The organism is Pseudomonas sp. DWRC2-2 (genome assembly GCF_049897885.1).
Lineage (GTDB): Bacteria > Pseudomonadota > Gammaproteobacteria > Pseudomonadales > Pseudomonadaceae > Aquipseudomonas > Aquipseudomonas azotoformans_A.
In genome coordinates, this window is sequence record NZ_JAFCXD010000005.1 from 39,949 (window position 1) to 63,066 (window position 23,118).

General features: G+C 61.9%; 20 protein-coding genes and 1 pseudogene. 9 read left to right on the forward strand and 12 right to left on the reverse strand.

Annotated features, from left to right (window positions below):
* Positions 1-31: 31 nt before the first annotated feature.
* Together ACP7EW_RS21910 and ACP7EW_RS21915 are read right to left on the reverse strand one after the other, a co-directional pair.
* Positions 32-1,165, reverse strand: coding sequence for a phytanoyl-CoA dioxygenase family protein (locus ACP7EW_RS21910; protein WP_426219655.1), 1,134 nt, complete (start codon positions 1,163-1,165; stop codon positions 32-34).
* Positions 1,165-2,001 (reverse strand): SDR family oxidoreductase, encoded by an 837-nt coding sequence (locus ACP7EW_RS21915; protein WP_426219657.1) that lies wholly within the window; start codon positions 1,999-2,001, stop codon positions 1,165-1,167. Before ACP7EW_RS21915 ends, ACP7EW_RS21910 begins: the two co-directional genes overlap by 1 nt.
* 124 nt (positions 2,002-2,125) lie before the next feature.
* On the opposite strand from ACP7EW_RS21915, the gene ACP7EW_RS21920 reads away from it, so the two are divergent.
* Together ACP7EW_RS21920 and iolG are read left to right on the forward strand one after the other, a co-directional pair.
* Complete coding sequence (locus tag ACP7EW_RS21920; RefSeq protein WP_426219659.1) at positions 2,126-3,151, forward strand: LacI family DNA-binding transcriptional regulator; 1,026 nt, start codon at positions 2,126-2,128, stop codon at positions 3,149-3,151.
* Positions 3,152-3,185: 34 nt separating this feature from the next.
* The gene (gene iolG / locus ACP7EW_RS21925; protein WP_426219661.1) at positions 3,186-4,190 is read left to right on the forward strand and encodes an inositol 2-dehydrogenase; all 1,005 of its coding nucleotides are present in this window, start codon (positions 3,186-3,188) and stop codon (positions 4,188-4,190) included.
* Here the strand turns inward: iolG and ACP7EW_RS21930 are convergent.
* A complete protein-coding gene (locus ACP7EW_RS21930) occupies positions 4,187-5,353 on the reverse strand; it encodes a GGDEF domain-containing protein (RefSeq protein WP_033896600.1) in 1,167 nt (388 codons plus the stop codon). The genes iolG and ACP7EW_RS21930 overlap by 4 nt on opposite strands.
* 109 nt (positions 5,354-5,462) lie before the next feature.
* Positions 5,463-6,674 carry an MFS transporter gene (locus ACP7EW_RS21935; RefSeq protein ID WP_016979981.1) on the reverse strand — a complete coding sequence of 404 codons (1,212 nt, stop codon included), beginning with the start codon at positions 6,672-6,674 and terminating at the stop codon, positions 5,463-5,465.
* Between the two features lie 98 nt (positions 6,675-6,772).
* Here ACP7EW_RS21935 and ACP7EW_RS21940 point away from each other — a divergent pair, with 98 nt between their 5' ends.
* On the forward strand, positions 6,773-7,594 hold the full coding sequence (locus ACP7EW_RS21940) for an AraC family transcriptional regulator (protein WP_426219664.1): 822 nt from the start codon (positions 6,773-6,775) through the stop codon (positions 7,592-7,594).
* Here the strand turns inward: ACP7EW_RS21940 and ACP7EW_RS21945 are convergent.
* From ACP7EW_RS21945 to proP, 3 genes are all read right to left on the reverse strand, one after another.
* Complete coding sequence (locus ACP7EW_RS21945; RefSeq protein WP_426219666.1) at positions 7,587-10,169, reverse strand: bifunctional diguanylate cyclase/phosphodiesterase; 2,583 nt, start codon at positions 10,167-10,169, stop codon at positions 7,587-7,589. The two genes, ACP7EW_RS21940 and ACP7EW_RS21945, sit on opposite strands and share 8 nt — an antisense overlap.
* A gap of 73 nt (positions 10,170-10,242) precedes the next feature.
* Positions 10,243-10,749, reverse strand: coding sequence for a GAF domain-containing protein (locus ACP7EW_RS21950; RefSeq protein ID WP_426219668.1), 507 nt, complete (start codon positions 10,747-10,749; stop codon positions 10,243-10,245).
* Between the two features lie 52 nt (positions 10,750-10,801).
* Entirely contained in the window at positions 10,802-12,304 is a 1,503-nt protein-coding gene (gene proP / locus ACP7EW_RS21955; RefSeq protein WP_033896594.1) for a glycine betaine/L-proline transporter ProP, read from the reverse strand.
* 153 nt (positions 12,305-12,457) lie between these two features.
* On the opposite strand from proP, the gene ACP7EW_RS21960 reads away from it, so the two are divergent.
* Both ACP7EW_RS21960 and ACP7EW_RS21965 read left to right on the forward strand, forming a co-directional pair.
* Positions 12,458-12,988, forward strand: coding sequence for a GNAT family N-acetyltransferase (locus ACP7EW_RS21960; protein WP_426219670.1), 531 nt, complete (start codon positions 12,458-12,460; stop codon positions 12,986-12,988).
* Between the two features lie 143 nt (positions 12,989-13,131).
* Complete coding sequence (locus ACP7EW_RS21965; RefSeq protein WP_095016455.1) at positions 13,132-14,535, forward strand: MFS transporter; 1,404 nt, start codon at positions 13,132-13,134, stop codon at positions 14,533-14,535.
* Positions 14,536-14,572: 37 nt separating this feature from the next.
* Here ACP7EW_RS21965 and ACP7EW_RS21970 read toward each other — a convergent pair whose 3' ends face one another.
* The 3 genes from ACP7EW_RS21970 to ACP7EW_RS21980 form a co-directional block, all read right to left on the reverse strand.
* Positions 14,573-15,493: a bifunctional helix-turn-helix transcriptional regulator/GNAT family N-acetyltransferase gene (locus ACP7EW_RS21970; protein ID WP_033896590.1), complete on the reverse strand. Its 921-nt coding sequence runs from the start codon at positions 15,491-15,493 to the stop codon at positions 14,573-14,575.
* Positions 15,494-15,563: 70 nt separating this feature from the next.
* Entirely contained in the window at positions 15,564-16,856 is a 1,293-nt protein-coding gene (locus ACP7EW_RS21975; RefSeq protein ID WP_426219672.1) for a PQQ-dependent sugar dehydrogenase, read from the reverse strand.
* The gene (locus ACP7EW_RS21980; protein ID WP_177003632.1) at positions 16,853-17,266 is read right to left on the reverse strand and encodes a DUF2231 domain-containing protein; all 414 of its coding nucleotides are present in this window, start codon (positions 17,264-17,266) and stop codon (positions 16,853-16,855) included. Before ACP7EW_RS21980 ends, ACP7EW_RS21975 begins: the two co-directional genes overlap by 4 nt.
* A gap of 172 nt (positions 17,267-17,438) precedes the next feature.
* Here ACP7EW_RS21980 and ACP7EW_RS21985 point away from each other — a divergent pair, with 172 nt between their 5' ends.
* From ACP7EW_RS21985 to ACP7EW_RS22000, 4 genes are all read left to right on the forward strand, one after another.
* Positions 17,439-18,467: a UV damage endonuclease UvsE gene (locus tag ACP7EW_RS21985; protein ID WP_426219674.1), complete on the forward strand. Its 1,029-nt coding sequence runs from the start codon at positions 17,439-17,441 to the stop codon at positions 18,465-18,467.
* A gap of 58 nt (positions 18,468-18,525) precedes the next feature.
* Positions 18,526-19,302, forward strand: a complete 777-nt coding sequence (locus tag ACP7EW_RS21990) for a nucleotidyltransferase domain-containing protein (RefSeq protein WP_426219676.1) — start codon at positions 18,526-18,528, stop codon at positions 19,300-19,302.
* A gap of 55 nt (positions 19,303-19,357) precedes the next feature.
* Positions 19,358-20,260, forward strand: coding sequence for a LysR family transcriptional regulator (locus tag ACP7EW_RS21995; RefSeq protein ID WP_016979969.1), 903 nt, complete (start codon positions 19,358-19,360; stop codon positions 20,258-20,260).
* A 77-nt stretch (positions 20,261-20,337) separates the two neighbouring features.
* Positions 20,338-21,132 (forward strand): alpha/beta fold hydrolase, encoded by a 795-nt coding sequence (locus ACP7EW_RS22000; protein ID WP_426219679.1) that lies wholly within the window; start codon positions 20,338-20,340, stop codon positions 21,130-21,132.
* Here the strand turns inward: ACP7EW_RS22000 and ACP7EW_RS22005 are convergent.
* Both ACP7EW_RS22005 and ACP7EW_RS22010 read right to left on the reverse strand, forming a co-directional pair.
* Positions 21,122-21,889 carry a methyl-accepting chemotaxis protein gene (locus ACP7EW_RS22005; RefSeq protein ID WP_426220293.1) on the reverse strand — a complete coding sequence of 256 codons (768 nt, stop codon included), beginning with the start codon at positions 21,887-21,889 and terminating at the stop codon, positions 21,122-21,124. The two genes, ACP7EW_RS22000 and ACP7EW_RS22005, sit on opposite strands and share 11 nt — an antisense overlap.
* A gap of 87 nt (positions 21,890-21,976) precedes the next feature.
* Positions 21,977-23,071: pseudogene (locus tag ACP7EW_RS22010) on the reverse strand (cache domain-containing protein); the annotation flags it as partial.
* Positions 23,072-23,118: the final 47 nt, after the last annotated feature.

A 23,118-nucleotide genomic window follows, 5' to 3' on the forward strand; every position in this document is an offset into this window, starting at 1 on the left:
CGTTCTTCTTGTTGTTGTTAAAACAGAGGGTTCACGCTTGGCGTTTGGCCCGCATCTGCGCCACGGCAGCGGCAAAGTCCGAAAGCGGCCAGCGTTCGTCGAGGGCTTGCTGCATCAGCTGCTGCCCGGTTTGCGGGGCCAGGCCCTTCAAGGGTGGGTCGGTGTCCAGGTTAGTGGGGAAGGAATAGCCGTCGGCGGTGCAGGCAATCACGGCGTGTACGGCCTGGGCATCCAGTGCGGTGTTATCGAGCAAGGCCGGGTACACCGCGAGCATCATGCGATCGCGGTCGAGGGCTTCCATGGGCTTGCCGAATGCCGAGGAGATCTGCAGCAGGTTAGCCGTGCGCTGGCGGTCTGGCGTGCGGTTGGTGCCGGCAGCATGGAACAGCGCCGGGTTGAAGAACAACAGGTCGCCCTTGTTCAGCGGTAACTGAACGGCATGCTGCTGGAAGTAGTCGATAAACTCCGGGCGCCGCCACGCCAGATAGCCCAGGGCGTATTGCTGGGAAAACGGCAGCAGTTGGGTCGGGCCGGTTTCCAGCGGCATATCCGAATGCGCCACCGCGCCCTGTAGCGTCAGGTATTGGGACAACAGGTGCAGGGGCAGGGGAAAGCGCTCCACCACGTCATTGGTCTGGAACCCCAAGTGGTAATCGCGGTGGGGCTGCTGCGCCTGGCCGCCGGGGTGCACCACGTTGACCTGGGCGGTCACCTGATAGCTCGGGCCCAGCCATGCCTCGGCGATCAAGCCCAGCAACGGGTTGGCGTAGTACTCGACAAAAGAGGCGGGCGACTCCAGCGCGGCTTTCTGCAACGAATTCCAGATGCGCCCATTGCTGCCGGCTTTGGCGAAGTGGTCGGCGGCCGCCCCTTGCACGGCCTCGTTGGCGAAAATCGCTTCGAACACCTGGCTGTGGCGGTCCACCACTTCCAGATCTTCATAAGCGCTGCGCACCACCATCACCCCTGGCCCGTCGCGGAACAGGCGGTGCAGTTCGTTCATCACCGTCAAACGCTCAGCGTTGCGCAGGGTCTGGGCCTGATAGATCGGCACATTGTTCAGCACTTGCGCGCACAGCGGGTAATCCTCGGGATTGACCTGTTGCGCGCAAAGCTCGCTGAAATCCGCCAGGCGCACGGCCTGTTCAGTCACGAACACCGACATCACACACCTCCCAGCGCCTGGTTGGGTTGCGGGCTGCCGCCGTCGGTGCAACCGACCACGCCTTGCTCCAGGTCGATCACCGAGCCGGTCATCATCCCCGACTCGCGGGACAGCAGGAATGCCACGCTACGCGCCACTTCGTCAGGCTTGAGCAGGCGCCCAAACGGTTGTGCGCGTTCGGCCTTCTCCAGCCAGCCATCCTGGGCGCCGTGGTACTGGCGCTGGATGTCATCTTCATGGGGCGTGTCCATCCAGCCGATATTCAGGCCATTCACGCGGATACGGTTGCGCAGCGCGCTGAACGCCACGTTCTTGGTGAGGATCGCCAGCGCGCCCTTGGACGCCGCATACGCGCTGAGAAAGGATTGCCCGCCATGCCCGGTGACGCTCTGGATATTCACCACCGCGCCTTCCACACCGTTACTGATCATCAGCTTCAACGCTTCCTGCATCAGGAAGAACGGTGCCCGCACATTCACCGCCATCAGTCGATCAAACAGCTCCGGCGAGGTGTCAAGAATGGTGCCGCGGTCCGACATGCCAGCGCAGTTCACCAGCCCATGCAAGGTGCCGAAGTGGGTGCGTGCCGCGTCGATGATCGCGCGGCAATCCTCGACCTTCTCAAGGTCCGCCTCGACAAAAAACGCCTGGCAATCCAGCTGTGCCAGCAGCCGTACCTGTTCTTCGCCTTGGGCGCGACGGCGTCCGCAGATGATCAACCCGGCGGCGCCGCGCTCGGCCAGGGTGCGCGCCACCGCTGCGCCAAGGCCCTGGGTGCTGCCGGTGACGACAAAATATTGGCCGCTGAACGACGTGGCGAGATCGGTGTTAGGCATGCAGTTCTCCAGGATTTTTTGTTGTTGTTCATCGCCTGGCTCGACGCCGGGCAAAACTGAGACTAGCATTGCGAAACCTCAGTAACGCCCAAAAAACACCTCAAAAACACCTCAGGCGAAACTCATGCTCGAACGCGCCAAACACTTCTCCATCAAGCAGCTCGCCACCCAGGCGGGGGTGAGCAAAGCCACGGTCGACCGTGTGCTGCATTTGCGCGGCAGCGTGCATGCCCAGACCCGGCGGCGTATTGAACAGGCGCTGGATGAGTTGGAGTCCCAGGAGAAAAACGGCCTGGCGGTGGGGCGGACTTTTCACGTTGACGTGATCATGCACACGCCCAAGCGTTTCAGCGCGGCGGTGCAGGCGGCGATTACCGCGCAACTGGGCAGCCTGGCGCCGTTCCGGATCGCCCCGCGTTTTCACCTGTTCGAAGAGATCGAGCCCCAGGCCATGCACGACCAGTTGCTGCGCTGCCTGGACACCGGCAGCCAGGGCGTGGTGCTCAAGGCGGCAGATGAGCCGGCGGTAAACCTGGCGGTCAAGCAGCTGATTGCGGCGGGCATTCCGGTGGTGACCCTGGTCACGGACCTGCCGCAAAGCGAGCGCATCGGTTACGTCGGCATGGACAACCGCACCGCCGGCCAGACCGCCGCTTACCTGATGGCGCGCTGGCTGCCGGCGCTGCCCCAGGACGTGGCGGTGGTGATCGGCAGCGAATTGTTCCGTGGCGAAGAAGAACGCGAGATGGGCTTTCGCGCCTGGCTGCGTGGGCGTGCTGTGCATTTGCGGGTGCTGGATGTCAGCGGCGGCTACGGGGTGTACGACCGCACCTTCGAGCGGGTGACCCAGGCGCTGCAACAGCATCCCGAATTGAAGGCGGTGTACAGCGTCGGCGGCGGCAACCGCGCGATTGTCGATGCCTTTGCCGCCCAGGATCGGCCGCTGGAGGTCTTTATCGGCCACGACCTCGACGAAGAAAACCGCCAACTGCTGCGCGAAGAAAAAGTCGCGGCGATCATCGATCACAACCTGCAGATTGATGCGCGCCACCTGTTCCTGCACATCTTGCAGTACCACCGGCTATGGAAGGCCGGGCCGATTGCGCCCTCCCAGGTGCAGATCGTCACACCGTTCAACCTGCCGGATTAAGTACTCCCTCAATAACAACATCAGGAGTTCGACCATGCTGAGAATCGCCGTTCTGGGTGCGGGGCGCATCGCCAAGATCCACGCCGCCAACGTCGCCGCCCACCCCCATGCCACGCTGGTGCTGGTGGCTGACCCCTGGCGCGAAGGCGTCGATGCGCTGAGCACACAATTGGGTTGCGAAGCCGCCTACGATTGCGCCGCCGTGCTGACCCGCAAAGACATCGACGCGGTGGTGATCGGCACGCCTACCGACACGCATATCGACTTGCTCCTGGCGGCGGTGGCCGCAGGCAAGGCCGTGCTCTGCGAAAAACCCATCGACCTGGATATCGCCAAGGCCCGCAACGCCGCCCAAACCGTGGAGCGCCAAGGCGGCAAGGTGATGCTCGGCTTCAACCGCCGCTTCGACCCCGACATGCTGCGCCTGCGCCAAGCCCTCGACGCCGGGCAGATCGGTGCGGTGCGCCAGGTCATCATCACCAGCCGCGACCCCGGCCTGGCGCCGCGTGACTACCTGGCCCACTCCGGCGGCATCCTGCGCGACATGACCATCCACGACTTCGACACCGCCCGCCATCTGCTCGGCGAAGAACCGGTGGAAGTCAGCGCCATCGCCAGCCGCCTGGTGGACCCGAGCCTGGCCGAGATCGACGACTACGACAGCGTGATGGTGCTGCTGCGCACCGCCTCCGGCAAGCAATGCCACATCAACTGCTGCCGCCAGGCGGTGTATGGCTACGACCAGCGCGTGGAGGTGTCTGGCGCCCACGGCGTATTGCTCACCGACAACCACCGCCCGAGCACCTTGCGCCATTGGAGCGCCGAACACACCGAGGCGCTGGAGCCGTTGCAGCACTTTTTCCTGGAACGCTATGCGGATGCGTATCGCAATGAGCTGACGCAGTTCATCGATGCACTGAACAGCGGCAAGGCACTGCCCACCAGCGTGCGCGATGGGCTGTATGCGTTGCATTTGGCGGACTGTGCGTTGGAGTCGGTAAAGACCGGGCGCAGCGTGGCGGTCAGTTACGACCTTTAGCCGTAGGAACTGGCGCCAGTGCGGTCGACCAGGCGAATACTGTCGCGCCCGCCACGCTTGGTTTCATACAGCGTGGTATCGCCTTGCTCGATCAACGCTGTGAGGCTGGGTGGCGGCTGGTCGAACAGGGTGGCGCCGATACTCAGGGTCACCGGCGCCGGCGTGGTAAAGGTCTGCGAGGCCAGTTGATGGAACTGGTCGCGCAGGCTGCTGCCCAGTTCGACGATCTGTTCGGTGGACGCCGGGTTCAGCAGGATCACGAATTCATCCCCGCCCAGGCGTGCGGCCAGCGCGCCTTGGGGCACCACACTACGAATCATCTCGCTCAAGGCGATCAGCAGACGGTCGCCGGCGGTGTGGCCGTAGAGGTCGTTGACTGACTTGAAGTTGTCGATGTCGATCAGCAGTAAAGCGCCGGGTTGCGCCGGCGAGACCTGGCCTAGCAGGCGCGGTGCACGCAGGTCGAGGGCGCGGCGGTTGTAGAGTGCGGTCAGTGGGTCGCGGGCGGCGAGGCGGGCGATCTGTTGTTCGCGGCGGTAGCGTTCGGAGCCGGTCATCGACAGCGCGATCAGCATGATCGCCATGGCACCTTCCACCAGGGAAATCTGGATGATCTCGCCCTTGAACGCGGCGAGGTCGATCAAGGTGCCGGGAATCAGCACCGACAGCGCCTTGGCCACATAGAACGCGCCATGGATCAGCAGCACGTAACGCAACTGCACCGCGCCGATGCTCAGGGATTTGCCATGGGGCCGCAGCAAAAAGCTGGCGCGCAGGGTTGGCAACGCCACCAGCAGCGACTGCACCGCCAGCATGGCTTTGGACCAGGAAGGGTCGGCCGGCAGCATCAGCATGCCCAGCCAGACCACCAGCATCAGCAACCACAGCAGCGACAGCCGCGTTTGGGTGAACCGCGCCACGCCCAGCAAAAACAGGAAGTGCGCGGTGACCAGCAAGCCGTTGGCGAACCAGATGCCGATCGTCAGGTAACCATTAAGGCGCAGCAGGGCCAGGGTGGAACCGACGGTGATGGTGGCGAAACCGGCGCTCCAGCACAGCAGCGAGGGTTCGCGCACGCTGCGCCATTCAACGGCCAGGTACAGGGCGGCAGCAGCTGCCAGGGCAACGGTAAGTGCCAAAATCGTAGGAGGGTCGAGCGTCATTTCTTGCCGGGTCTGCCTGGTGTGCGTTTAGAACCGGGATTGTAAGCGCACACGCAGGTTTTTCAGAGCATTCCGTGTGATGGCACACGGCCAGGCGATGATCGGCAGGTCAGGCGCCCTTGGTCGAGGGCAGCAAGATCGTCAGGATGCCCACCAGCGGCAGGAACGAACACAGCTTGTAGACGTACTCGATACCGTGGGTATCCGCGAGCAAACCGAGCAACGCTGCGCCAATCCCGCTGAACCCGAACATCAGGCCGAAGAAGATCCCGGCGATCATGCCCACGTTACCCGGCACCAATTCCTGGGCATACACCACGATGGCCGAGAAGGCCGACGCGATGATGAACCCGATCACCACGCTCAACACTGCCGTCCAGAACAGGTCGACGTAGGGCAGGGCCAGGGTGAACGGCGCGGCACCGAGGATGGAGAACCAGATGACTTTCTTGCGCCCGATCTTGTCGCCGATCGGGCCACCCGCGAAGGTGCCGACGGCCACGGCGCCGAGGAACAGGAACAGGTACATCTGCGAGCTTGCAACCGACAGCTGGAATTTTTCGATCAGGTAGAAGGTGAAGTAGCTGGTCAGGCTGGTCATGTACCAGTATTTGGAGAACACCAGCACGGCCAGCACCACCAAGGCAAAGGTCACGCGGCCTTTGGACAAACCGTGGGTGGCTTTGCCGCCTTGCTTGAGCTTGAACAGGTTGAGGTGGTGGCGATACCAGCGGCTCAGACCGTAGAGCACCAGGATGGCAAACACGGCAAACAGACCAAACCAGGCGATATGGCTCTGACCGTAGGGAATGATGATCGCGGCCGCCAGCAAGGGGCCGAAAGCGCTGCCGGTGTTGCCGCCGACCTGGAAGGTCGATTGCGCCAGGCCGTAGCGGCCGCCCGAAGCCAGGCGCGCGACGCGGGAGGTTTCCGGGTGGAAGGTCGACGAGCCGACGCCTACCAGGCCTGCCGCCAGCAGAATCGCCGGGAAGGTGCCGACAAACGCCAGCATCAGAATGCCGATCAAGGTACACACCATGCCCGCTGGCAGCAGCCATGGCTTGGGGTGGCGATCGGTGTGATAGCCGATCCATGGCTGCAGCAGGGATGCGGTCAGCTGGAACGTCAGGGTAATCAGGCCAACCTGGGTAAACGACAGGCCGTAGTTGGCCTTGAGCATCGGGTAGATCGACGGCAGCACGGCCTGGATCAGGTCATTGATCAAATGCGCCAGGGCGCAGGCGCCGAGGACGCGCATGACCAACGGGCTGGCTTGGGGTGTGGTGGTTGCAGCGGCGGGTGACGCGGTGAGGGTCGACATGCAGGCATTCCATACAAGGCAGCTAATCAGAGGCGGCAACTTCTTAAGGTCGCCATCCATTACAAAATGATTCGGCGTTCATGCTAGATTCGTCGGGAATGCCTGTCTCGCGTAATTCGGGCGGCAACTATTGCAAAAAGGGCGAAATGATCAAATCACTGAACGAATTCCTCCAGGAAATCAACGAAGGCGCCTGGGCGGTCATCAGTTCCGCCACGGATTACCCGGAAAACTGGGTGATCCCCGACCACAGCCACGAAAAGCACCAACTGCTCTACGCCATCGAAGGCGTGATGGTGGTGTACTCGGCGCTCAACCAATGGACGGTGCCGCCCAATCGCGGGATCTGGATGCCTGCCGGGCAGGTGCATTCCCTGCGGTGCGTGGGTACGTTGAAGATGCGCAGCGTGTTTGTGCGCCCGGATCGCTTCCCGAACATGCCGGGCGAGCCGAAGACCGTGAGCATTTCGCCGCTGTTGAGCGAACTGATCAAGGCCTCAGTCAGCCTGAAACCACCCTATGCCGAGGATTCGCGGGATGCGCGGATCATGCACCTGATCCTCGACGAACTGGCCATCCTACCGGCCCTGCCATTGTCCTTGCCGCAACCTTCCGACCCGCGCTTGCAGCGCATCTGCCTCGCGTTGCAGGAAGAGCCCGGCGACGCCTCCACGGTCGCCCACTGGAGCGAGCGCTTGAACCTGGACCAGAAAACCATCCAGCGCCTGTTCCGCAAGGAAACCGGCATGACCTTCGGCCAGTGGCGCCAGCAGGCGCGGCTGCTGCTGGCCTTGGAGAGGATTGCGGTGGGGGAGAAGGTGATCGATATTGCCCTGGAGCTGGGCTATGAAAGCCCGAGCGCCTTTACCAGTATGTTCAAGAAACAGTTCGGCAAGACGCCGAGTCATTTTTTCAGATAGCGCCCTGCGTGGCAGGGGCGTGCAGGCCCAGCAGGTCGTTGAAGCCATCGACGTCCAGCGGTCGGCTGAGGAAATAGCCCTGGCCCTCTTCACACGCCACGCTCTTGAGCAATGCAAGGTGCTCGGCGGTTTCGATGCCTTCGGCGGTCACCGTCAGGGCCAATGCCCGGCCCAGGCCGACAATCGCCTGGATGATCGCCTTGTCGTCATCGCTTTCTTCCAGGCGGGTCAGGAAGCTGCGGTCGATCTTCAAGCCATCGAAGGGGAACGCCCGCAGGTAGCTCAGCGAGGAGTAGCCGGTGCCGAAGTCATCCATGGCGATGCGCAGGCCCAAGTGCTTGAGCGTGTGCATGACCTCAAGTGCCCCGCTGGCATCATCGAGCATGACGCTTTCGGTGATTTCCAGTTCCACCCGGGCCGGGTCGATACCGGAGCTCGCCAACGCCTGGCGTGTGCGCTCCACCAGGTTGCCGCGTTTGAACTCGGAGGGTGACAGGTTCACCGATACAAACAGGTGCTCCGGCCATTGGGCGGCACGCGTGCAGGCGGTTTCGAGTACCCAGTCGCTCAACGCCAGGATCAGCCCGGACTCTTCGGCAATCGGGATAAAGGTGTCTGGCGCGATCAACCCACGCACCGGATGCTGCCAGCGCACCAGGGCTTCGGCGCCAACCATCTGCCCGTCGGCGATGCGATAGCGCGGCTGGAAATGCAAGCGCAGTTCGCCGTGCTTGATCCCATAGCGCAGGTCGCTCTCCAGGCGTCGACGTTCGATGATCCGTGCGTTCATGTCGCCGGAGTAGAAGCGCCAGGTATTACGGCCCGCAGCCTTGGCCTCGTACAGGGCAATGTCAGCGTAGCGCAGCAGCTCCGTGGCCTCGCGGGCATCGTTGGGGGCGATGGCGATACCGATGCTGGCGCTGACAAACACCTCTTGTTCGTCGATTCTGATGGTGCGCTCGATGGATTCGATCAGTCGCTTGCACAAAGCTTCGACTTCATCCTGCGTGCCGGCATCGGTCAGGATCAACACAAATTCATCACCGCCGATACGCGCGACCAGGTCGCCGTGGCGTACGCAGTCGGCCAGGCGGGACGACACTTCGTTGAGCACCCGATCACCGGCAGCGTGCCCGAGCAGGTCATTGACCGGCTTGAAGCGATCGAGGTCCAGGCTGAGCATCACCAGCGGCTGCTCCGAGGTAGGCATGGCCTTGAACTTGCCTTCCAGGAACGCTTGCAGGCGCGTGCGGTTGGGCAGCCCGGTCAGGGCGTCGTGTTGGGACAAGAACTCGATGCGTCGACGGGCTTCGACCTCTTCCGTCACATCGGTGGCGGTGCCGCGAAACCCGCCACAGGGCATCTGCCGCGCGGACAGCCGCGTGCTGCGCTCCAACCCCAGCGCATCGACGTAACGACACTGCACGCTGATGTCCGGGCGACGTCCGGGTGTGCTCAGCCACTGGGACAGCTGGCCGCTTTCGGTCTCCAGCAAGTCGTTTATCGCGGCGCCGATCCAGGCGTTGCGTACCAGCCCGGTGACGCCTTCAAAGCGTTCCGACAGGTAGGTGAAGCGCCAGCCGGCGTCGATTTCCCAGACCCAATCGGAACTGGCCTCGACCACATCGCGAAAGCGGGCTTCGCTGGTGGCCAGGGCGGTCTGGCTGTTCTGCAGCGACGTATGGCTGGCATCCAGGGCCAACGCCGCGGCGGTAGCGCGGCGCGATATGACCCAGGTCATCAAGCACACCAGCAATGCCGCCAGGCCCAGCAGGGGCAGACCGACCCCCATCAAACGCAAGCCTGGGCGGGCCGGTTCCCAGTGCAGGCTGCCCGCTGCGCCATTGTCGCCGAGGGGGAAGAGCAAGGTCTTGCCGATTTCATCGGGGGTGGCGATGTGCAGTTTGTCCACGCCGAACTCATCGCCGATCACCGCCAGTTTGGCGCTGTCGAGGATGTCGACGAAGATCAGCACCGACGCCGGTCGGCCGTCGGGCAACACCGTGGGGTCGGTACCGGGGGTGATGGCGGCGGCGGCCACCAGTGCAGGGCTGCCACGTACGTTGATAAAGGCCGTGGTGGGCGTTTCATCCTCGGCGCCCGCGCGAGCCTGCTCGAGAATCTCGGTGATGGGCCCGCCGAGCCACTGGGTGAGTTCGACGCTCTGCAACCGGCCGTCCACCACGGCATAAACCGTGCGGTTGGCATCGTCGACCACGAACAGGCCTTGAAAGCCAAAGTCATCGAACAAGGTGGCGCCGATATTGCCACGGGCAAAGGCCCAATCGGTGTCGACCGTCATATGCAAATGTTTGTAGGCGTCGCTCCAGAAGGCGTAGTCCTTGACCGTCACGCGCAAGGATTTTTCCAGCGACTGCACGGCTTTACGGGTATAGAACGCACTTTCAACCTGCTCGGAGCGGTCCAGTTCATGGGCCAGGTAGACCAGAGAATAGGCCGCGGCGGCAAACACTACGGCCAGCAAGGCCATGAAGCGCAGAAGCGAGGTGCGCGCCAGGGAGAGGCTGGTGCGATCGGAGAGCGAGCGGACGATGGGAGCGAGAGTATTCGGCATTGTTTCCCGCAGGGCGTCACTGCAAGTCAGGGGTATCTCGTGTTATCGGCCGCGCGGGTCAGAAAATGAGTGCTTATGTATCACCGGTCGTCGTCAAGTTTGCATAGAAAATACAGCCGATCAGCCGTGCAAACAGGCTGAGGGTTTCCGGCAGGTTGGGGTCGTCAAACAGCATGGCGCGCGAGTCCAGCGCGCACAACGCACCGTACAAACGGCCGTCGGGCAGGAAGATTGGCGCACCGGCGTAGCTTTCGATCTCGTATTGCTTGACCACCGGGCGCGTGGCAAAACGGCCGTTCTTGCTGATCTCGGGGATGAAGAGCGCCTGGGGATTGATGCAGAACTCGCTGCACAGCGTGGTTTCCAGGTCGAGTACATCGTGGACGTTGATGCCCATTTGCAGTGGGTCATAGACCGAACACACCACCCAATCCAGGTCGGTGAACTTGGCGATACCGGCGAAGCGCATGCCGGTCAGGCGCGTGACCAATTGCAGGATGCTGGTGGTGGCTTCGATTTCGGCGATGGCGGCGCGTTCGTCTGCGCTGAGTAACGAGGCGGCGGTGAAGCTTGGAACCATGCGTGAACACTCCTATGGCGTGGCGGCCTTGGCCGCCACGCAGGGTCAGGGTTTAGTTGATACGGGGATGCTGCTCGACCAGGTTCTTGCGCTTGGCTTCCAGTTCGGCAATCTCGGCATCGATGTCTTCGATCTTCTGCTCGATATTGTCGTGGTGTTCCTGCAGCAGTTCCTTGGCTTCTTCCATGTCCGACGCGGCCGGCGCTGCGCCGCGCAGGGGCTTGTTGGCGGTTTCCTTCATGGTCAGGCCGGTGATCAGGCCGACCACGGCAAACACCATCAGGTAGTAGGCGGGCATGTACAGGTCGTTGGTGCTTTCTACCAGCCAGGCCACGGCGGTCGGGGTTACGCCGGCGATCAGCACCGACACGTTGAACGCACTGGCCAACGCGCTGTAGCGCAGGTGCGTCGGGAACATGGCGGGCAACGTCGAAGCCATCACGCCGATGAAGAAGTTGAGGATCACAGCAAGGATCAGCAAGCCCGCGAAGATCAGGCCGATCTTGCCGCTGGTGATCAACATGAACGCCGGGATGGACAGGAACAGCAGGCCGATACTGCCGGCGATGATGAAGGGCTTGCGGCCGATCTTATCGCTGATAAAACCAATGAACGGCTGCACGAACAGCATGCCGACCATGATCGCGATGATGATCAGCACGCCGCTGTTTTCTTTGTAGTGCAGGTTGTGCGACAGGTAGCTCGGCATGTAGGTGAGCAGCATGTAGTAGGTCACGTTGGTCGCCGCCACGATGCCGATGCAGGTCAGCAGGCTGCGCCAGTGCTTGGTCGCCACTTCCTTGAACGAGACTTTCGGGCCGTGGGTCAGGCCTTCGCGGTCGCCTTGCTCCATTTTGTCCATGTGCTGCTGGAAGGCTGGGGTCTCTTCCAACGCATGACGCAGGTACAGGCCGATAATGCCCAGGGGCAGGGCAAGGAAGAACGGCAGGCGCCAGCCCCATGACTCAAAGTCGGCTTCGCCCAAAATGCTTGAGATCAGCACCACCACGCCCGCGCCCAGCACGAAGCCGGCGATGGAACCGAAGTCCAGCCAACTGCCGAGGAAGCCGCGCTTGCGGTCCGGGGCGTATTCGGCGACGAAGATCGAGGCACCGGTGTATTCGCCACCCACCGAGAAACCCTGGGCCATTTTGCACAGCAACAACAAAATCGGTGCCCATATGCCAATCGAGGCGTAGGAGGGGATCAGGCCGATGGCAAAGGTGCTCAAGGACATGATCACGATGGTGGCGGCGAGGACCTTTTGCCGCCCGTATTTATCGCCCAGTGCGCCGAAGAACAGGCCACCCAGGGGACGGATCAGGAATGGCACCGAGAACGTACCGAGTGCAGCGATCATTTGTACGCTGGGCGAGGCGTCGGGGAAGAACACCTTGCCGAGCACATAGGCGACAAAACCGTAGACGCCAAAGTCGAACCACTCCATGGCATTACCCAGGGCGGCGGCGGTGATTGCCTTGCGCACCTTGGTGTCGTCGACGATGGTGATGTCTTTCAATCCGATGGGCTTGACGCTTTTCTTACGTAATTTCATGCGGGACACTCTAAAGCAGAACAGGGGAGGTGCCATCGTTGCGATGGCACCGCTCTGTCAGTTCAGATACAAGCGGACATGAAATAATTCACCACTATTTGTGTTTTTTTGCAGATGGCTTGAACTTTACAGATTCACAGGGGAGTAATTCGCATGTCCGCCGTCGCCTCACGTTTGACCTACCGCCGACCACACGCGAGTGACGTGCGGCGATTGTTCGCGATCTACGGCGATCCGCAGACCAATCTGTTCAACCCCGCCGGCCCCATGGCCAGCCTGGAGGTTGCGCAACGCCTGCTCGATCACTGGCTTGCACAGTGGGCATCCCAAGGCTACGGCTGGTGGGCGATCGCACGCGTCGAAGCGCCGAATCACATCATCGGCTTTGGTGGCATTGCGCCGATGGACTACCTGACCGACAGGCGCATAAATCTTGGATATCGGTTTGCGGTGGAAGCTTGGGGGCAGGGCTACGCCACCGAGTTGGGCCGGGATGCATTAACGCTGGCCTTCGAAACACTCGGCCTGCCCGAAGTGTTCGGGTTGGTACGGCCGGATCACGCGGCATCCATCCGCGTGCTGGAAAAAATCGGCATGCAGCCTTTCGGTACGCTCGACGATGTGCCGGGTAAGGCACCTAGCTTGGTACTACGCGTTCGTCGTCCTACAACTGCTTTTGCCTGATATTTCACATACCCGCGCAACACCTCGATAAACGGCAATCTTTCAGATTGACAGCGTTCTGGCGTCCCGATATAAAAGTGACAGTTGTACGACGACATATGACGTTACATATGTCCTACCTAACAAAAATAAAAAGTGATGCCATGAACTTGAACGAGCCCATCAACGCACACCGCGTTGGCCAAGCGGTAGGCAACTATCGCTGGACCATCTGCGCGATGCTGTTTTTCGCGACCACCGTCAACTACCTTGATCGCCAGGTGCTCAGCTTGCTGGCGCCGCAGCTGTCTACGCAATTTGGCTGGAGCAACACCGACTACGCGAACATTGCGGCGGTGTTCCAGTTTGTCTACGCGATCTCCATGCTGTTTGCCGGGCGCTTTGTCGACAAGATCGGCACCAAGGCGGCCTATATAGTGGCGATTGGCATCTGGTCCACAGGCGCTATCATGCATGCGTTCTCGGTGCCGATGGGCGAGGGCATCGCGGCCATCAGCGGGGCGATTGGCCTGGCGGTGATCCCGGTGTCGATTGCCGGCTTCATGCTGTCCCGTGCGGTACTGGCGATTGGTGAGGCGGGCAACTTCCCGATTGCGATCAAGGCGACCGCCGAATACTTCCCGAAGAAAGAGCGCTCGCTGGCCACCGGTATTTTCAACTCCGGCGCCAACGTGGGTGCGATCCTGGCGCCGATCTGCGTGCCGTTGATTGCCGGTTTGTGGGGGTGGGAAGCGGCCTTTATCGTGATTGGCGGGTTGGGTTTCGTGTGGGTAGCGGTGTGGATCGCGCTCTACAAGAAACCGGAGGAGCAAAAACGCCTGTCGCCTGAAGAATTGGCGTATATCCGCAGCGACCAGACCGTGCAGCCTTTCACCCCTGCACCGGCCGGCGCCGTGGAGAAGAAAGTTTCGTGGTTCAAGCTGCTCACTTATCGCCAGACCTGGGCGTTTGCCTTTGGCAAGTTCATGACCGATGGCGTGTGGTGGTTCTTCCTGTTCTGGCTGCCCACCTACCTGTCGGCGCAATACGGCATGAAAGGCGCCGATATCGTCATGCCGCTGGCCGTGCTGTACAGCATGACCATGGTCGGCAGTATCGGCGGTGGCTGGTTCCCCAGCTACTTCATGGCACGCGGCGATGCGCCCTACGATGGCCGCATGAAAGCCATGCTGGTGATCGCGCTGTTCCCGCTGGTGGTGTTGCTGGCGCAGCCATTGGGCTATATCAGCTTCTGGGTGCCGGTATTGCTGATCGGCGTGGGTGCCTCGGCGCACCAGGCGTGGTCATGCAACATCTTCACCACCGTGTCTGACATGTTCCCTCAGAAAACCGTGGCCTCGGTGGTCGGTATCGGCGGCATGGCCGGCGGCCTGGGGGGCGTGGTCATGACCAAGATCGGCGGTTGGGTGTTCGACTACTACAAGTCCGTCGGCGACATCCACACCGGCTACATGATCATGTTCGCCATCTGCGCGCTGGCCTACCTGGTGGCCTGGAGCGTGATGAAGACGCTGGTGCCGCGTCACAAGGAAATCACTGACCTGTAAGGTCCAACGTCCCGCGCCGCAACGGCGCGGGACCGCTTCACAGCGTGAGCGCCCAGGTCTGGCTGACCAGGGATTTGCCGAAGCTGTCTATCGTTTCTTCCTCGATCAACTCGAACCCGGCTTTCTGATAAAGCCTGCGCGCATCGCTGAGGATGTCCACTGTCCACAGCTGCATGCGTTGGTAGCCGACCTGCCGGGCAAAACGTACGCACTCATCCACCAGCCGTTGGCCGATGCCCATGCCGCGCGCACTGGCGTCCACGTAGAGCATGCGCAGCTGGGCCGTGGTGTCGCCGTGGCGGATCACGAACACCGAGCCCACCACGTCGCCGTCCTTTTCTGCGATCCAGCAACGCTCGCAGGTTGGATCAAACGCTCTCAAGTACTTGGCGACCGTCTCCGCCACCAGCGCTTCGAACTCCCAGTTCCAGCCATACTCACGGGCATACAACGCGGTTTGTTGTTGCACCACCACACCCATGTCGCCCGGCTGTGGGTCGCGCAGCAGATAGCTGGGCGCCGTGCCTTGCAGCAACGCCTGGATGCGTTTCATGGCGTCGGTGAGTTGCCGCTGTTGGGGTTCCGGCAGGCTGTCGAGCAGGGCGATGACTTCGCTTTGGGTCTGCTGTTCCAGGGGCGCCAGCACTGCACGGCCATGGTCGGTGAGGTGCAGTTGCACCGCGCGGGCGTCGGTGGCGGAGCGGACTTTCTGGATCAGGCCCTTCTTTTCGAAACCACTGGTCAATCGGCTCAGGTAGCCCGCGTCGAGGCTGAGCATCTGGCACAGGTCGGCGCTGGTGAGATCACCACGGGTAGACAATTCGTACATCACGCGGATTTCGGTGAGCGAATAGTCGCTTTGCAGCAGGTGTTCCTGCAGCACGCCGATCTGGTGGGTGTAGAAGCGATTGAAGCCGCGCACGATGCCGGCGCGTTCGACAAGCAGGGGAGTGGACACGCGGGAATGCTCGAATGATTGCCTGAAGCAATTATATTGTTGCTTCAGGCAACCATGTCAAACATTTTGCTTAGCGGTTACGCGTCACCCGCCAAAGGGTATTGGCCAAGTCATCGGCAATGATCAGCGCACCTTTGGGGTCCACCGTCACGCCGACCGGGCGCCCACGGGTCTTGCCGTCGTCACCCCGAAAGCCGGTGGCAAAGTCGATCGGCTCACCGGACGGCTTGCCATTGCTGAACGGCACGAAGATCACCTTGTAGCCCACCGGGTTGTCGCGGTTCCAACTGCCGTGCTCACCGACGAATACGCCATCAGCGAATTGCTCGCCCATTTCCGGGATGGAGAAGTCCACGCCGAGCGCTGCCACATGGGAGCCCAGGCTGTAATCCGGCTTGATCGCGGCGGCGACCTTGGCCGGGTTCTGCGGTTGGGCGCGCGGGTCGACATTCTGGCCCCAGTAGCTGTAGGGCCAGCCGTAGAAAGCGCCTTCACGCACCGAGGTCAGGTAGTCCGGCACCAGGTCGGGGCCCAGTTCGTCGCGTTCGTTGACCACGGTCCAGAGTTGGCCGGTGTCCGGCTGGATCGTCAGCGCCGTCGGGTTACGCAGGCCTGTGGCATACGGCTTGTGCGCGCCGGTGGCGGCGTCGATCTGCCAGACCATCGCGCGGTCGATCTCCACTTCCATGCCCCGTTCGGTAACGTTGCTGTTGGAGCCGATACCCACGTAAAGCTGGCTGCCGTCGGCACTCACCGCCAGGGACTTGGTCCAGTGGTGATTGATCTGCGCCGGCAGGTCGGTGACCTTGGTGGGCGGGCCAGCGGCTTTGGTCTGGCCGTCGGCGTAGTCGAAACTCACCAGCGCATCCTGGTTGGCCACGTAGAGCTTGCCGTTGGCAAACGCCAGGCCGTACGGCGCGTTGAGGTTGTCGGCGAACACCGTCTTGAGTTCATAGGTGCCGTCGCCGTCGGCGTCACGCAGCAAGGTCAGGCGGTTGCCGCCCTTGACCTTGGTATTGCCCTCGGCCTTGATCAGGCTGGCGATCACATCCTTGGGTTTGAGCTTGGCCGCGCTGCCGCCACGGCCTTCGGCGACGAGGATGTCACCGTTGGGCAGCACCAGGGTCTGACGTGGGATCGCGAGGTCAGTGGCAATCGCCGTGACGCTGTAGCCTTGCGGCACCTTGGGTTTCTGATCGCCCCAAGGTGCGGGCTCGGCAATCTTCATGCTCGGCAACAGGCTGCTTTGTTGCTCCGGCAGTTTGGGGTCGGGGCCACGGGCCTGGGTCTTGTCGCCTTCACCGCCGCAGGCGGTGAGCAGCAGGGCGGCGCTCAATAGCGTCAATGTGCTCGACGATTTCATTTAACACCTCCCGCGCGCAGGCCGGTCCAAGTGGCCGCCAGTGTCAGCAGCAAGACAATCGCCGACAAGATCAGGCCGCCGGGCATCGACGCGTAGGCGTCCTTGGCGTGTTGGAAGGCATTGACAAGGCCGAGTATCCAGGTGGCCAACAGCAGCAGGACATAACGCGTGGGTTGCCCGGCCTTGCGCTCGGCACGGAGCAGGTTGACCAGCGCAAACAAAAACGCGAAGCCGGCGAACACCAACGCGCCGGCAATCAGCCAGGCCGAGAAGTTGGCCCATTGAATCTGGTAGGTCTGGGTGTAGGCAATGTCGCTGAGCAAGGCACCGAGAAACAACGGCACGGTGCCGGCGAGCAAGGTCGCATGCAGCGGCCCTGGGCCGTATCGGTAGACGGGAAGGGTAGTCATGGGGTGGCGGCTCCTTGTTGTATAACGCCCCTGGACGGGACAGCGCATAGGAAGTGAACGCGTCGCGTGTGAGAAAGTTCAGCGGGAAACGTTTCGAAATAGTGGGAACCCTCTAGGGGCGCCCCGGCCTAACGCCGTATCATCCCGTCCTTTTCTCTCTCCAGGCGCCTCCATGACTCAACCTCGCATCGGCTTTGCGTGCCAGTACAAACATCCTGAGCGCCTGCTGTCCGCCAGTGCCTTGAAGCTGATTGAAGGCCCGTTCAACCCACGCACCACCACGTTGCGCTGGATGGACAGCGTCACCCCGCAAGTGGCCCGCGACAAGCTGGTGGAAGTGGTCACGCATAACCTGGCCGCCCAGTTGCGCCTGTTGGCGTATGTGGCCGAGTTACCGCCGACCCTGCGCATGTTGCGTCTGAGCAGTGACCTGCTGCCGTTCTACAGCCACCCGAAAGTCGCCGCCGTGTACCTAGACCCGGCGATCGAGCGCCAATTGGTGGAAGGGTTCGCTGCCATCGGCGAGTTGGCGCGTGCGTCGGATATCCGCCTGTCCTTCCACCCCGGCCAGTACTGCGTGCTCGGGTCGGAAAATCCCGGCGTGGTGGAAAACAGCCTGGCCGAGTTCGAGTACCACGCCGACATGATCCGCATGATGGGCTACGGCCGTCGCTTCCAGGACCTCAAGTGCAACGTGCACATCGCCGGCCGCCTTGGCGTGGAAGGTACCCGCGCGGTGTGGTCGCGCCTGTCGGAGGTGGCGCGCAACTGCATCACCTTCGAGAACGATGAGAAAACCTACGGCCTCGACCATTGCCTGCAAGTCGCTGACCTGGCGCCAGTGGTATTGGACATCCATCACTGCTGGATCAACGAAAATGACTATATCGACCCCCACTCGGAACGCGTCGCCCGCGTGATTGAAAGCTGGCGCGGCGTGCGCCCGACCATGCATTACTCCCAGCCCCAGGAAGTCTTGCAGGAACTGGGTTTCGACGCCGAGCACAAGTTGGAAATGGACGCGCTGTTGCAGGTGGTGTCCAAGCGTGACCTTTATGCCCACAGCGCCCAGATGTGGAACCGCTGGACCAACGACTACGCACTGCAGTTTCTCGACCGCTTCGACATCATGCTTGAAGCCAAGGACAAGAACGTCGCCAGCCTGGCGTTCTACGAACACTGGAAGCGGCACAGTGCTTGAGTCGCGTCAACCACTTGCCCCTCATGCTTGTCGGCCAGACCTAAGGAAACAGTACCCCGTGAATTCATCGCAACCCACTGGTGTCGACGCGCAAGGATGTGTGCTCGCCGTGACCGATTTGCCCCTGCAGCCTGAGTTCCAGCCGTTGCTCAGCGATGTTTGCGCCACCCTTTCACCGGTGCAGTGGGGGCTGGACGGCATTTATGTGTATGGCAGTGTCGCCAGGGCAGAGGCCATTTCTGGTGAGTCCGACCTGGATCTCACGTTGGTATTTCGTGAACCGCCTCAACCCGAATTGCTTGAACAGCTGGAACTGACGCGCCTGTCCCTGGAACAGCGGCATCCGGAAGTCACGAAGATCGACTTCGATATCGGTCATTGCGCGCAGGTGCTGTCACCCGAGAACAAAGATCGTTGGGGTTTCTGGCTCAAACACCATTGCCGTTGCGTGTGGGGCAATGATCTTTCGGTGCGTTTCGACGCGTTCCGCCCATCCCGTGAGATTGCCTGGGCGCTGAACGGTGACTTCGAAGCGGTGCTCAAGGGTTATCTCGTTCGCATCGAGCAAGCCGGTGCTGATGAAGCGCGCCTGCGTTTGCAGCGTGAAGCATCGCGCAAGCTGGTGCGCTCAACGCAGCTGTTTTGCCCGGTCCAGGCTTTGATGTGGCCGCAATCGCTTGAGGACTACGTCAAGCTGTTCCTCCAGCATTACCCGGCGATGGTTGCCCAACTCGCGTTCTTTTTGTTCGAGGCACGCAACCCCAGCGCGGAGGGCGAGAAATTCTCCGTTCGACTTCACGCCTTTCTCGACTGGATGGTTTCCCAACAAAAATAGATAGGTATATTGGCGCTAAACTGCTGATTGCATACGCCAAGCCTATGGAAACGCCATGATCAACTTCCGCCTCATCCGCCACCTCTGGCTGTTCCTCGCCGTCGCCGAAGAACAGAACTTCGGCCGCGCCGCCAAGCGCCTGGGCATGTCGCAGCCGCCGTTGAGCGAGCAGATCCAGGTGCTGGAACAAGCGCTCAAGGTCCAGCTGTTCGAACGCTCCCGGCGGGGCGCCAAGTTGACCCCGGTAGGCGCGGCGATCCTGCCGGCAGTGCGCAAGTTCGCCGAGCAGCTTGAGCGCCTGGAACTGGCGGTGGAAGAGGCGGTGGCGGGGCAGTCGGGCATGCTGACCATTGGTGCGATTTCAACGGCGATGTTTGATGTGTTGCCGGGCCTGATCGATCAACTCAAGCAGCAATACCCGCACCTCACCGTGTCGGTGCGCGAGATCGACAGCGTCGAGGCGCTGCCGGCGCTGGAAGCCGGGGATATCGATCTGGCCTTCGCCCGGCTGGACGGTGACCTGGGCCCGGCGATCCAGTCGTTGCCGGTGCGCGAAGATCGCTTGATGGTGGCGTTGCCAAGCGATCATCCGTTGGCCGCACGTTCGCGCATCAGCCTGTCGAGCCTGGCCAGCGAGCCGCTGGTGATGTTTTCGCGCAAGGTCAGCCCGGTGTATTTCGACAACCTGATCGCCACCTGCCGCGCCAGCGGGTTCTCGCCACGGGTGCTGCATGAAGTGCGCTCGGTAGCCTCGCAGATTGCGTTCGTCAGCTGTGGCCAGGGCATTGCGCTGGTGCCGGCGTCGCTGAAGAAGCTCGCGCCGGACAACGTGGTGCTGCGGCCGTTGACCCAGAAACTCAATGTGGTCACCACGGCGGTGGCCTGGAACAGTGAGCGGCCTAATCCCTTGGTGACCGAGTTGGTCGCGCAATTCCAGGCTCATACGATTGGCGTATGACAACCTTCCGCTATCGGTCATTTACACCGCGCGGCTAACCGCTGAAATTGGCACCTTTTCGGCCAAGGAACTCTTGCATGTCGTTCGTTCATTCCTTCATTCCACTGACCGTAGACGGTACCGCTGTGGAGATAGCGGCGATCCACCGCGACGGCGAGCGGGCGCCCATCCTGTTCCTGCACGGGTTCGGCTCGACCAAGGAAGACTACGCCGACATCGTCCTGCACCCGGCGTTCGACGGGCATGCCTTTATCGCCTACGACGCCCCCGGCTGCGGTGAGAGCCAATGCGCCGACCTGGCGACCATCAATATCCCGTTCCTGTTGGAAACCGCCTTGCAGGTGCTGGGGCAGTTCAAGACCGAACGCTTCCACCTGGTCGGCCACTCCATGGGCGGCCTGACTGCCTTGATGCTGGCCCATCGTTTTCCGGAGCGCGTGCTGAGCTTTACCGACATTGAAGGCAATATCGCCCCCGAAGACTGCTTTCTCAGCCGCCAGATCGTGGATTTCCCGGCAGAGGATCCCGAGGCGTTTTTTAGCGCCTTCATCGCACGCACCCGCCAGGCTCCCGCGTATGCCAGCGCGCTTTACTCGGCAAGCCTGCGCCACAAGGTGCGTGCCGGTGCCGTGCGCGGGATCTTCCAGTCGATGGTCGAACTCTCTGATAGCGCCGACCTGATGGGCAAGTTCCTCGGGCTGCCGTGCCCCAAGATGTTCATGTACGGCGAGCAGAACGCCGGGCTTTCCTACTTGCCGCACATCCAGGCCAACGGCGTGCGCCTGGCGCCGATTTCCCAGTGCGGGCATTTCCCGATGTATTCCAACCCGGTCGCGATGTGGCAGGCAATCGCTGACTTCCTCAGGGCTTGAACCGCCCCACCAATCCATTCAATTCATCCGACAGGTTCGACAGCCGCCCCGAATCGTCCTGCGCCGAGTTGGCCAGGCTTTCCACCAGGCGCGCTTCGTCGTAGATCTGTTGGATATGCCGGTTGATCTCTTCGGCCACGCTGTGTTGTTCCTCGGCGGCTGCGGAGATCTGCAGGTTCTGGTCACGGATCTCGTTGACCGAGGTCTGGATCCCTTCAAAGCTGTCCCGCGCGCTTTCGATGGAGGACACACTGGCTTTCGACAGGTCCAGGCAACTGCCCATTTTCTGCGTGACTTCCTGGGTCTTGTTTTCCAGGGTGCCGAGCAGTTGCTCGATCTCGCCAGTGGAGTCGGACGTGCGCTTGGCCAGTGCGCGCACTTCGTCGGCCACCACCGCAAAACCCCGGCCCTGGTCACCGGCACGGGCGGCTTCGATGGCGGCGTTGAGTGCCAGCAGGTTGGTTTGCTCGGCAATCGCGCGGATGGTGCCAAGGATCTGGTTGATACTGCGGCTACCGGCTTCCAGTTCGACCATGGCCTGGGATGACTCGGTCAGGCGGCGCCCCAAGCGGTTGACGTTGTCGGTGGTGACTTCGATCTGCTGCTTGCCCTCGGCCACGCGGCGGTGCCCGTTCTCGGCGGACTCCGCCGCGCCGCTGCAGGAGCGTGCGACTTCGTTGGCGGTGGCGACCATTTCGTTGAACGCCGTAGAGACCAGCTCGACCGCCTCACGCTGGCGACCGGCCGCCTCGTTCATGTTGTGCGCCACCTCGCTGTTGACCTTGGAGGCGTTCTGCAAATTGGCCGAGGCTGCGCCGATGTGCTGGATCAGTTGGCGGATCGCCGCCAGGAACTTGTTGAACCAGCCGGCCAGTTCGGCGGTTTCATCCTTGCCCTGGACCTGCAGTTCGTGGCGCAAGTCGCCTTCGCCCTGGGCGATGGACTGCAAGCCGGTGCTGACCTGGCCGATAGGCTTGACGATGACCTTGGAGAACGCCGCCGCGATCAGCCCGAAGATCAGCACCAGCACCGCGACGATGGTGGCGGTGAGGTAGGTCATGCGCGTGGCTTCGGCCATCACTTCACGGTGTTCGATCAGCCCGATATAGCGCCAGCCGAGGCCGGGGGAGGTCCACACGTTGGCCATGTAGCGCACGCCGTCGATCACCACTTCAGTGGAGCCCTGTGCGGTGTCGGCCAACGGTGCATAGGCGGTGCCCAGGTCCTTGAGCGGCTTGAAGTTGTGGGCGGCGTTGCGCGGATCCACCAGCACCACGCCGTCCTCGACCAGCATCACGTAGCCGCTTTCGCCCAGCTTGATGCTCTTGACCAGTTCGGTGAGGTTTTTCAGCGAGACGCTGACCACGAACACGCCCTTGGCCTTGCCGTTTTCCAGCAATGCGCGTGCGGTGCCCACCAGGGCGACGTCGTCTTTGTCGTAGTAATACGCGGGGGTGCGCACGGTCTTGCCAGGGCTGGCCATGGCCGCTTTGTACCAGGGGCGGGTGCGCGGGTCGTACTTGGCCAGTTGCGGGTCATCCGGCCATTTGGCGTAGGTGCCGTCTTCCAGGCCGATGGACAGGATCGCCGCCGCCGGGTGTGTGGCGCCAAAGCGCGCGAAGCGATCGATCACGGTTTGCGCCTCGGCGGGCATGGGCTGGCTAGCCGCGTCGGCAGGCTGGTAGTTCTTCAGCGTGTTCACGGAGGTGTATACAGGATCGGTGGCCATTTGATCGACGTTTTGCAGCGTGCCGTCGAAGAACTGGCGGATGTTGCCATCAATCTGACGGATTTCCCGGGTGCTGCCGTCGATGAACTGCTCCACCGCCTGGGTCCGCGTGTTCATGACCGAAATCACGGCCACTAGGCTTACCGGGATAAAAGCAACGGAGACAAATGCGAGTACCAGCTTATTTTTTATTTTCATCGAGACGACCATCAGCGTGAAGGGCGGCCAAATCGTCGCGCACCTGGATCAGGATTGCG

Coding starts and splice junctions, on each gene's coding strand:
- ACP7EW_RS21920 (WP_426219659.1), top strand. CDS start 2,126: ATGCTCGAACGCGCCAAACACTTCTCCATCAAGCAGCTCGCCACCCAG.
- ACP7EW_RS21910 (WP_426219655.1), bottom strand. CDS start 1,165: ATGTCGGTGTTCGTGACTGAACAGGCCGTGCGCCTGGCGGATTTCAGC.
- ACP7EW_RS21950 (WP_426219668.1), bottom strand. CDS start 10,749: ATGGTTCCAAGCTTCACCGCCGCCTCGTTACTCAGCGCAGACGAACGC.
- ACP7EW_RS21980 (WP_177003632.1), bottom strand. CDS start 17,266: ATGACTACCCTTCCCGTCTACCGATACGGCCCAGGGCCGCTGCATGCG.
- ACP7EW_RS21975 (WP_426219672.1), bottom strand. CDS start 16,856: ATGAAATCGTCGAGCACATTGACGCTATTGAGCGCCGCCCTGCTGCTC.
- ACP7EW_RS21915 (WP_426219657.1), bottom strand. CDS start 2,001: ATGCCTAACACCGATCTCGCCACGTCGTTCAGCGGCCAATATTTTGTC.
- ACP7EW_RS21985 (WP_426219674.1), top strand. CDS start 17,439: ATGACTCAACCTCGCATCGGCTTTGCGTGCCAGTACAAACATCCTGAG.
- ACP7EW_RS21960 (WP_426219670.1), top strand. CDS start 12,458: ATGTCCGCCGTCGCCTCACGTTTGACCTACCGCCGACCACACGCGAGT.
- ACP7EW_RS21945 (WP_426219666.1), bottom strand. CDS start 10,169: ATGCCGAATACTCTCGCTCCCATCGTCCGCTCGCTCTCCGATCGCACC.
- ACP7EW_RS22000 (WP_426219679.1), top strand. CDS start 20,338: ATGTCGTTCGTTCATTCCTTCATTCCACTGACCGTAGACGGTACCGCT.
- ACP7EW_RS21995 (WP_016979969.1), top strand. CDS start 19,358: ATGATCAACTTCCGCCTCATCCGCCACCTCTGGCTGTTCCTCGCCGTC.
- ACP7EW_RS21965 (WP_095016455.1), top strand. CDS start 13,132: ATGAACTTGAACGAGCCCATCAACGCACACCGCGTTGGCCAAGCGGTA.
- iolG (WP_426219661.1), top strand. CDS start 3,186: ATGCTGAGAATCGCCGTTCTGGGTGCGGGGCGCATCGCCAAGATCCAC.
- proP (WP_033896594.1), bottom strand. CDS start 12,304: ATGAAATTACGTAAGAAAAGCGTCAAGCCCATCGGATTGAAAGACATC.
- ACP7EW_RS21930 (WP_033896600.1), bottom strand. CDS start 5,353: ATGACGCTCGACCCTCCTACGATTTTGGCACTTACCGTTGCCCTGGCA.
- ACP7EW_RS22005 (WP_426220293.1), bottom strand. CDS start 21,889: ATGAACGAGGCGGCCGGTCGCCAGCGTGAGGCGGTCGAGCTGGTCTCT.
- ACP7EW_RS21940 (WP_426219664.1), top strand. CDS start 6,773: ATGCCTGTCTCGCGTAATTCGGGCGGCAACTATTGCAAAAAGGGCGAA.
- ACP7EW_RS21935 (WP_016979981.1), bottom strand. CDS start 6,674: ATGTCGACCCTCACCGCGTCACCCGCCGCTGCAACCACCACACCCCAA.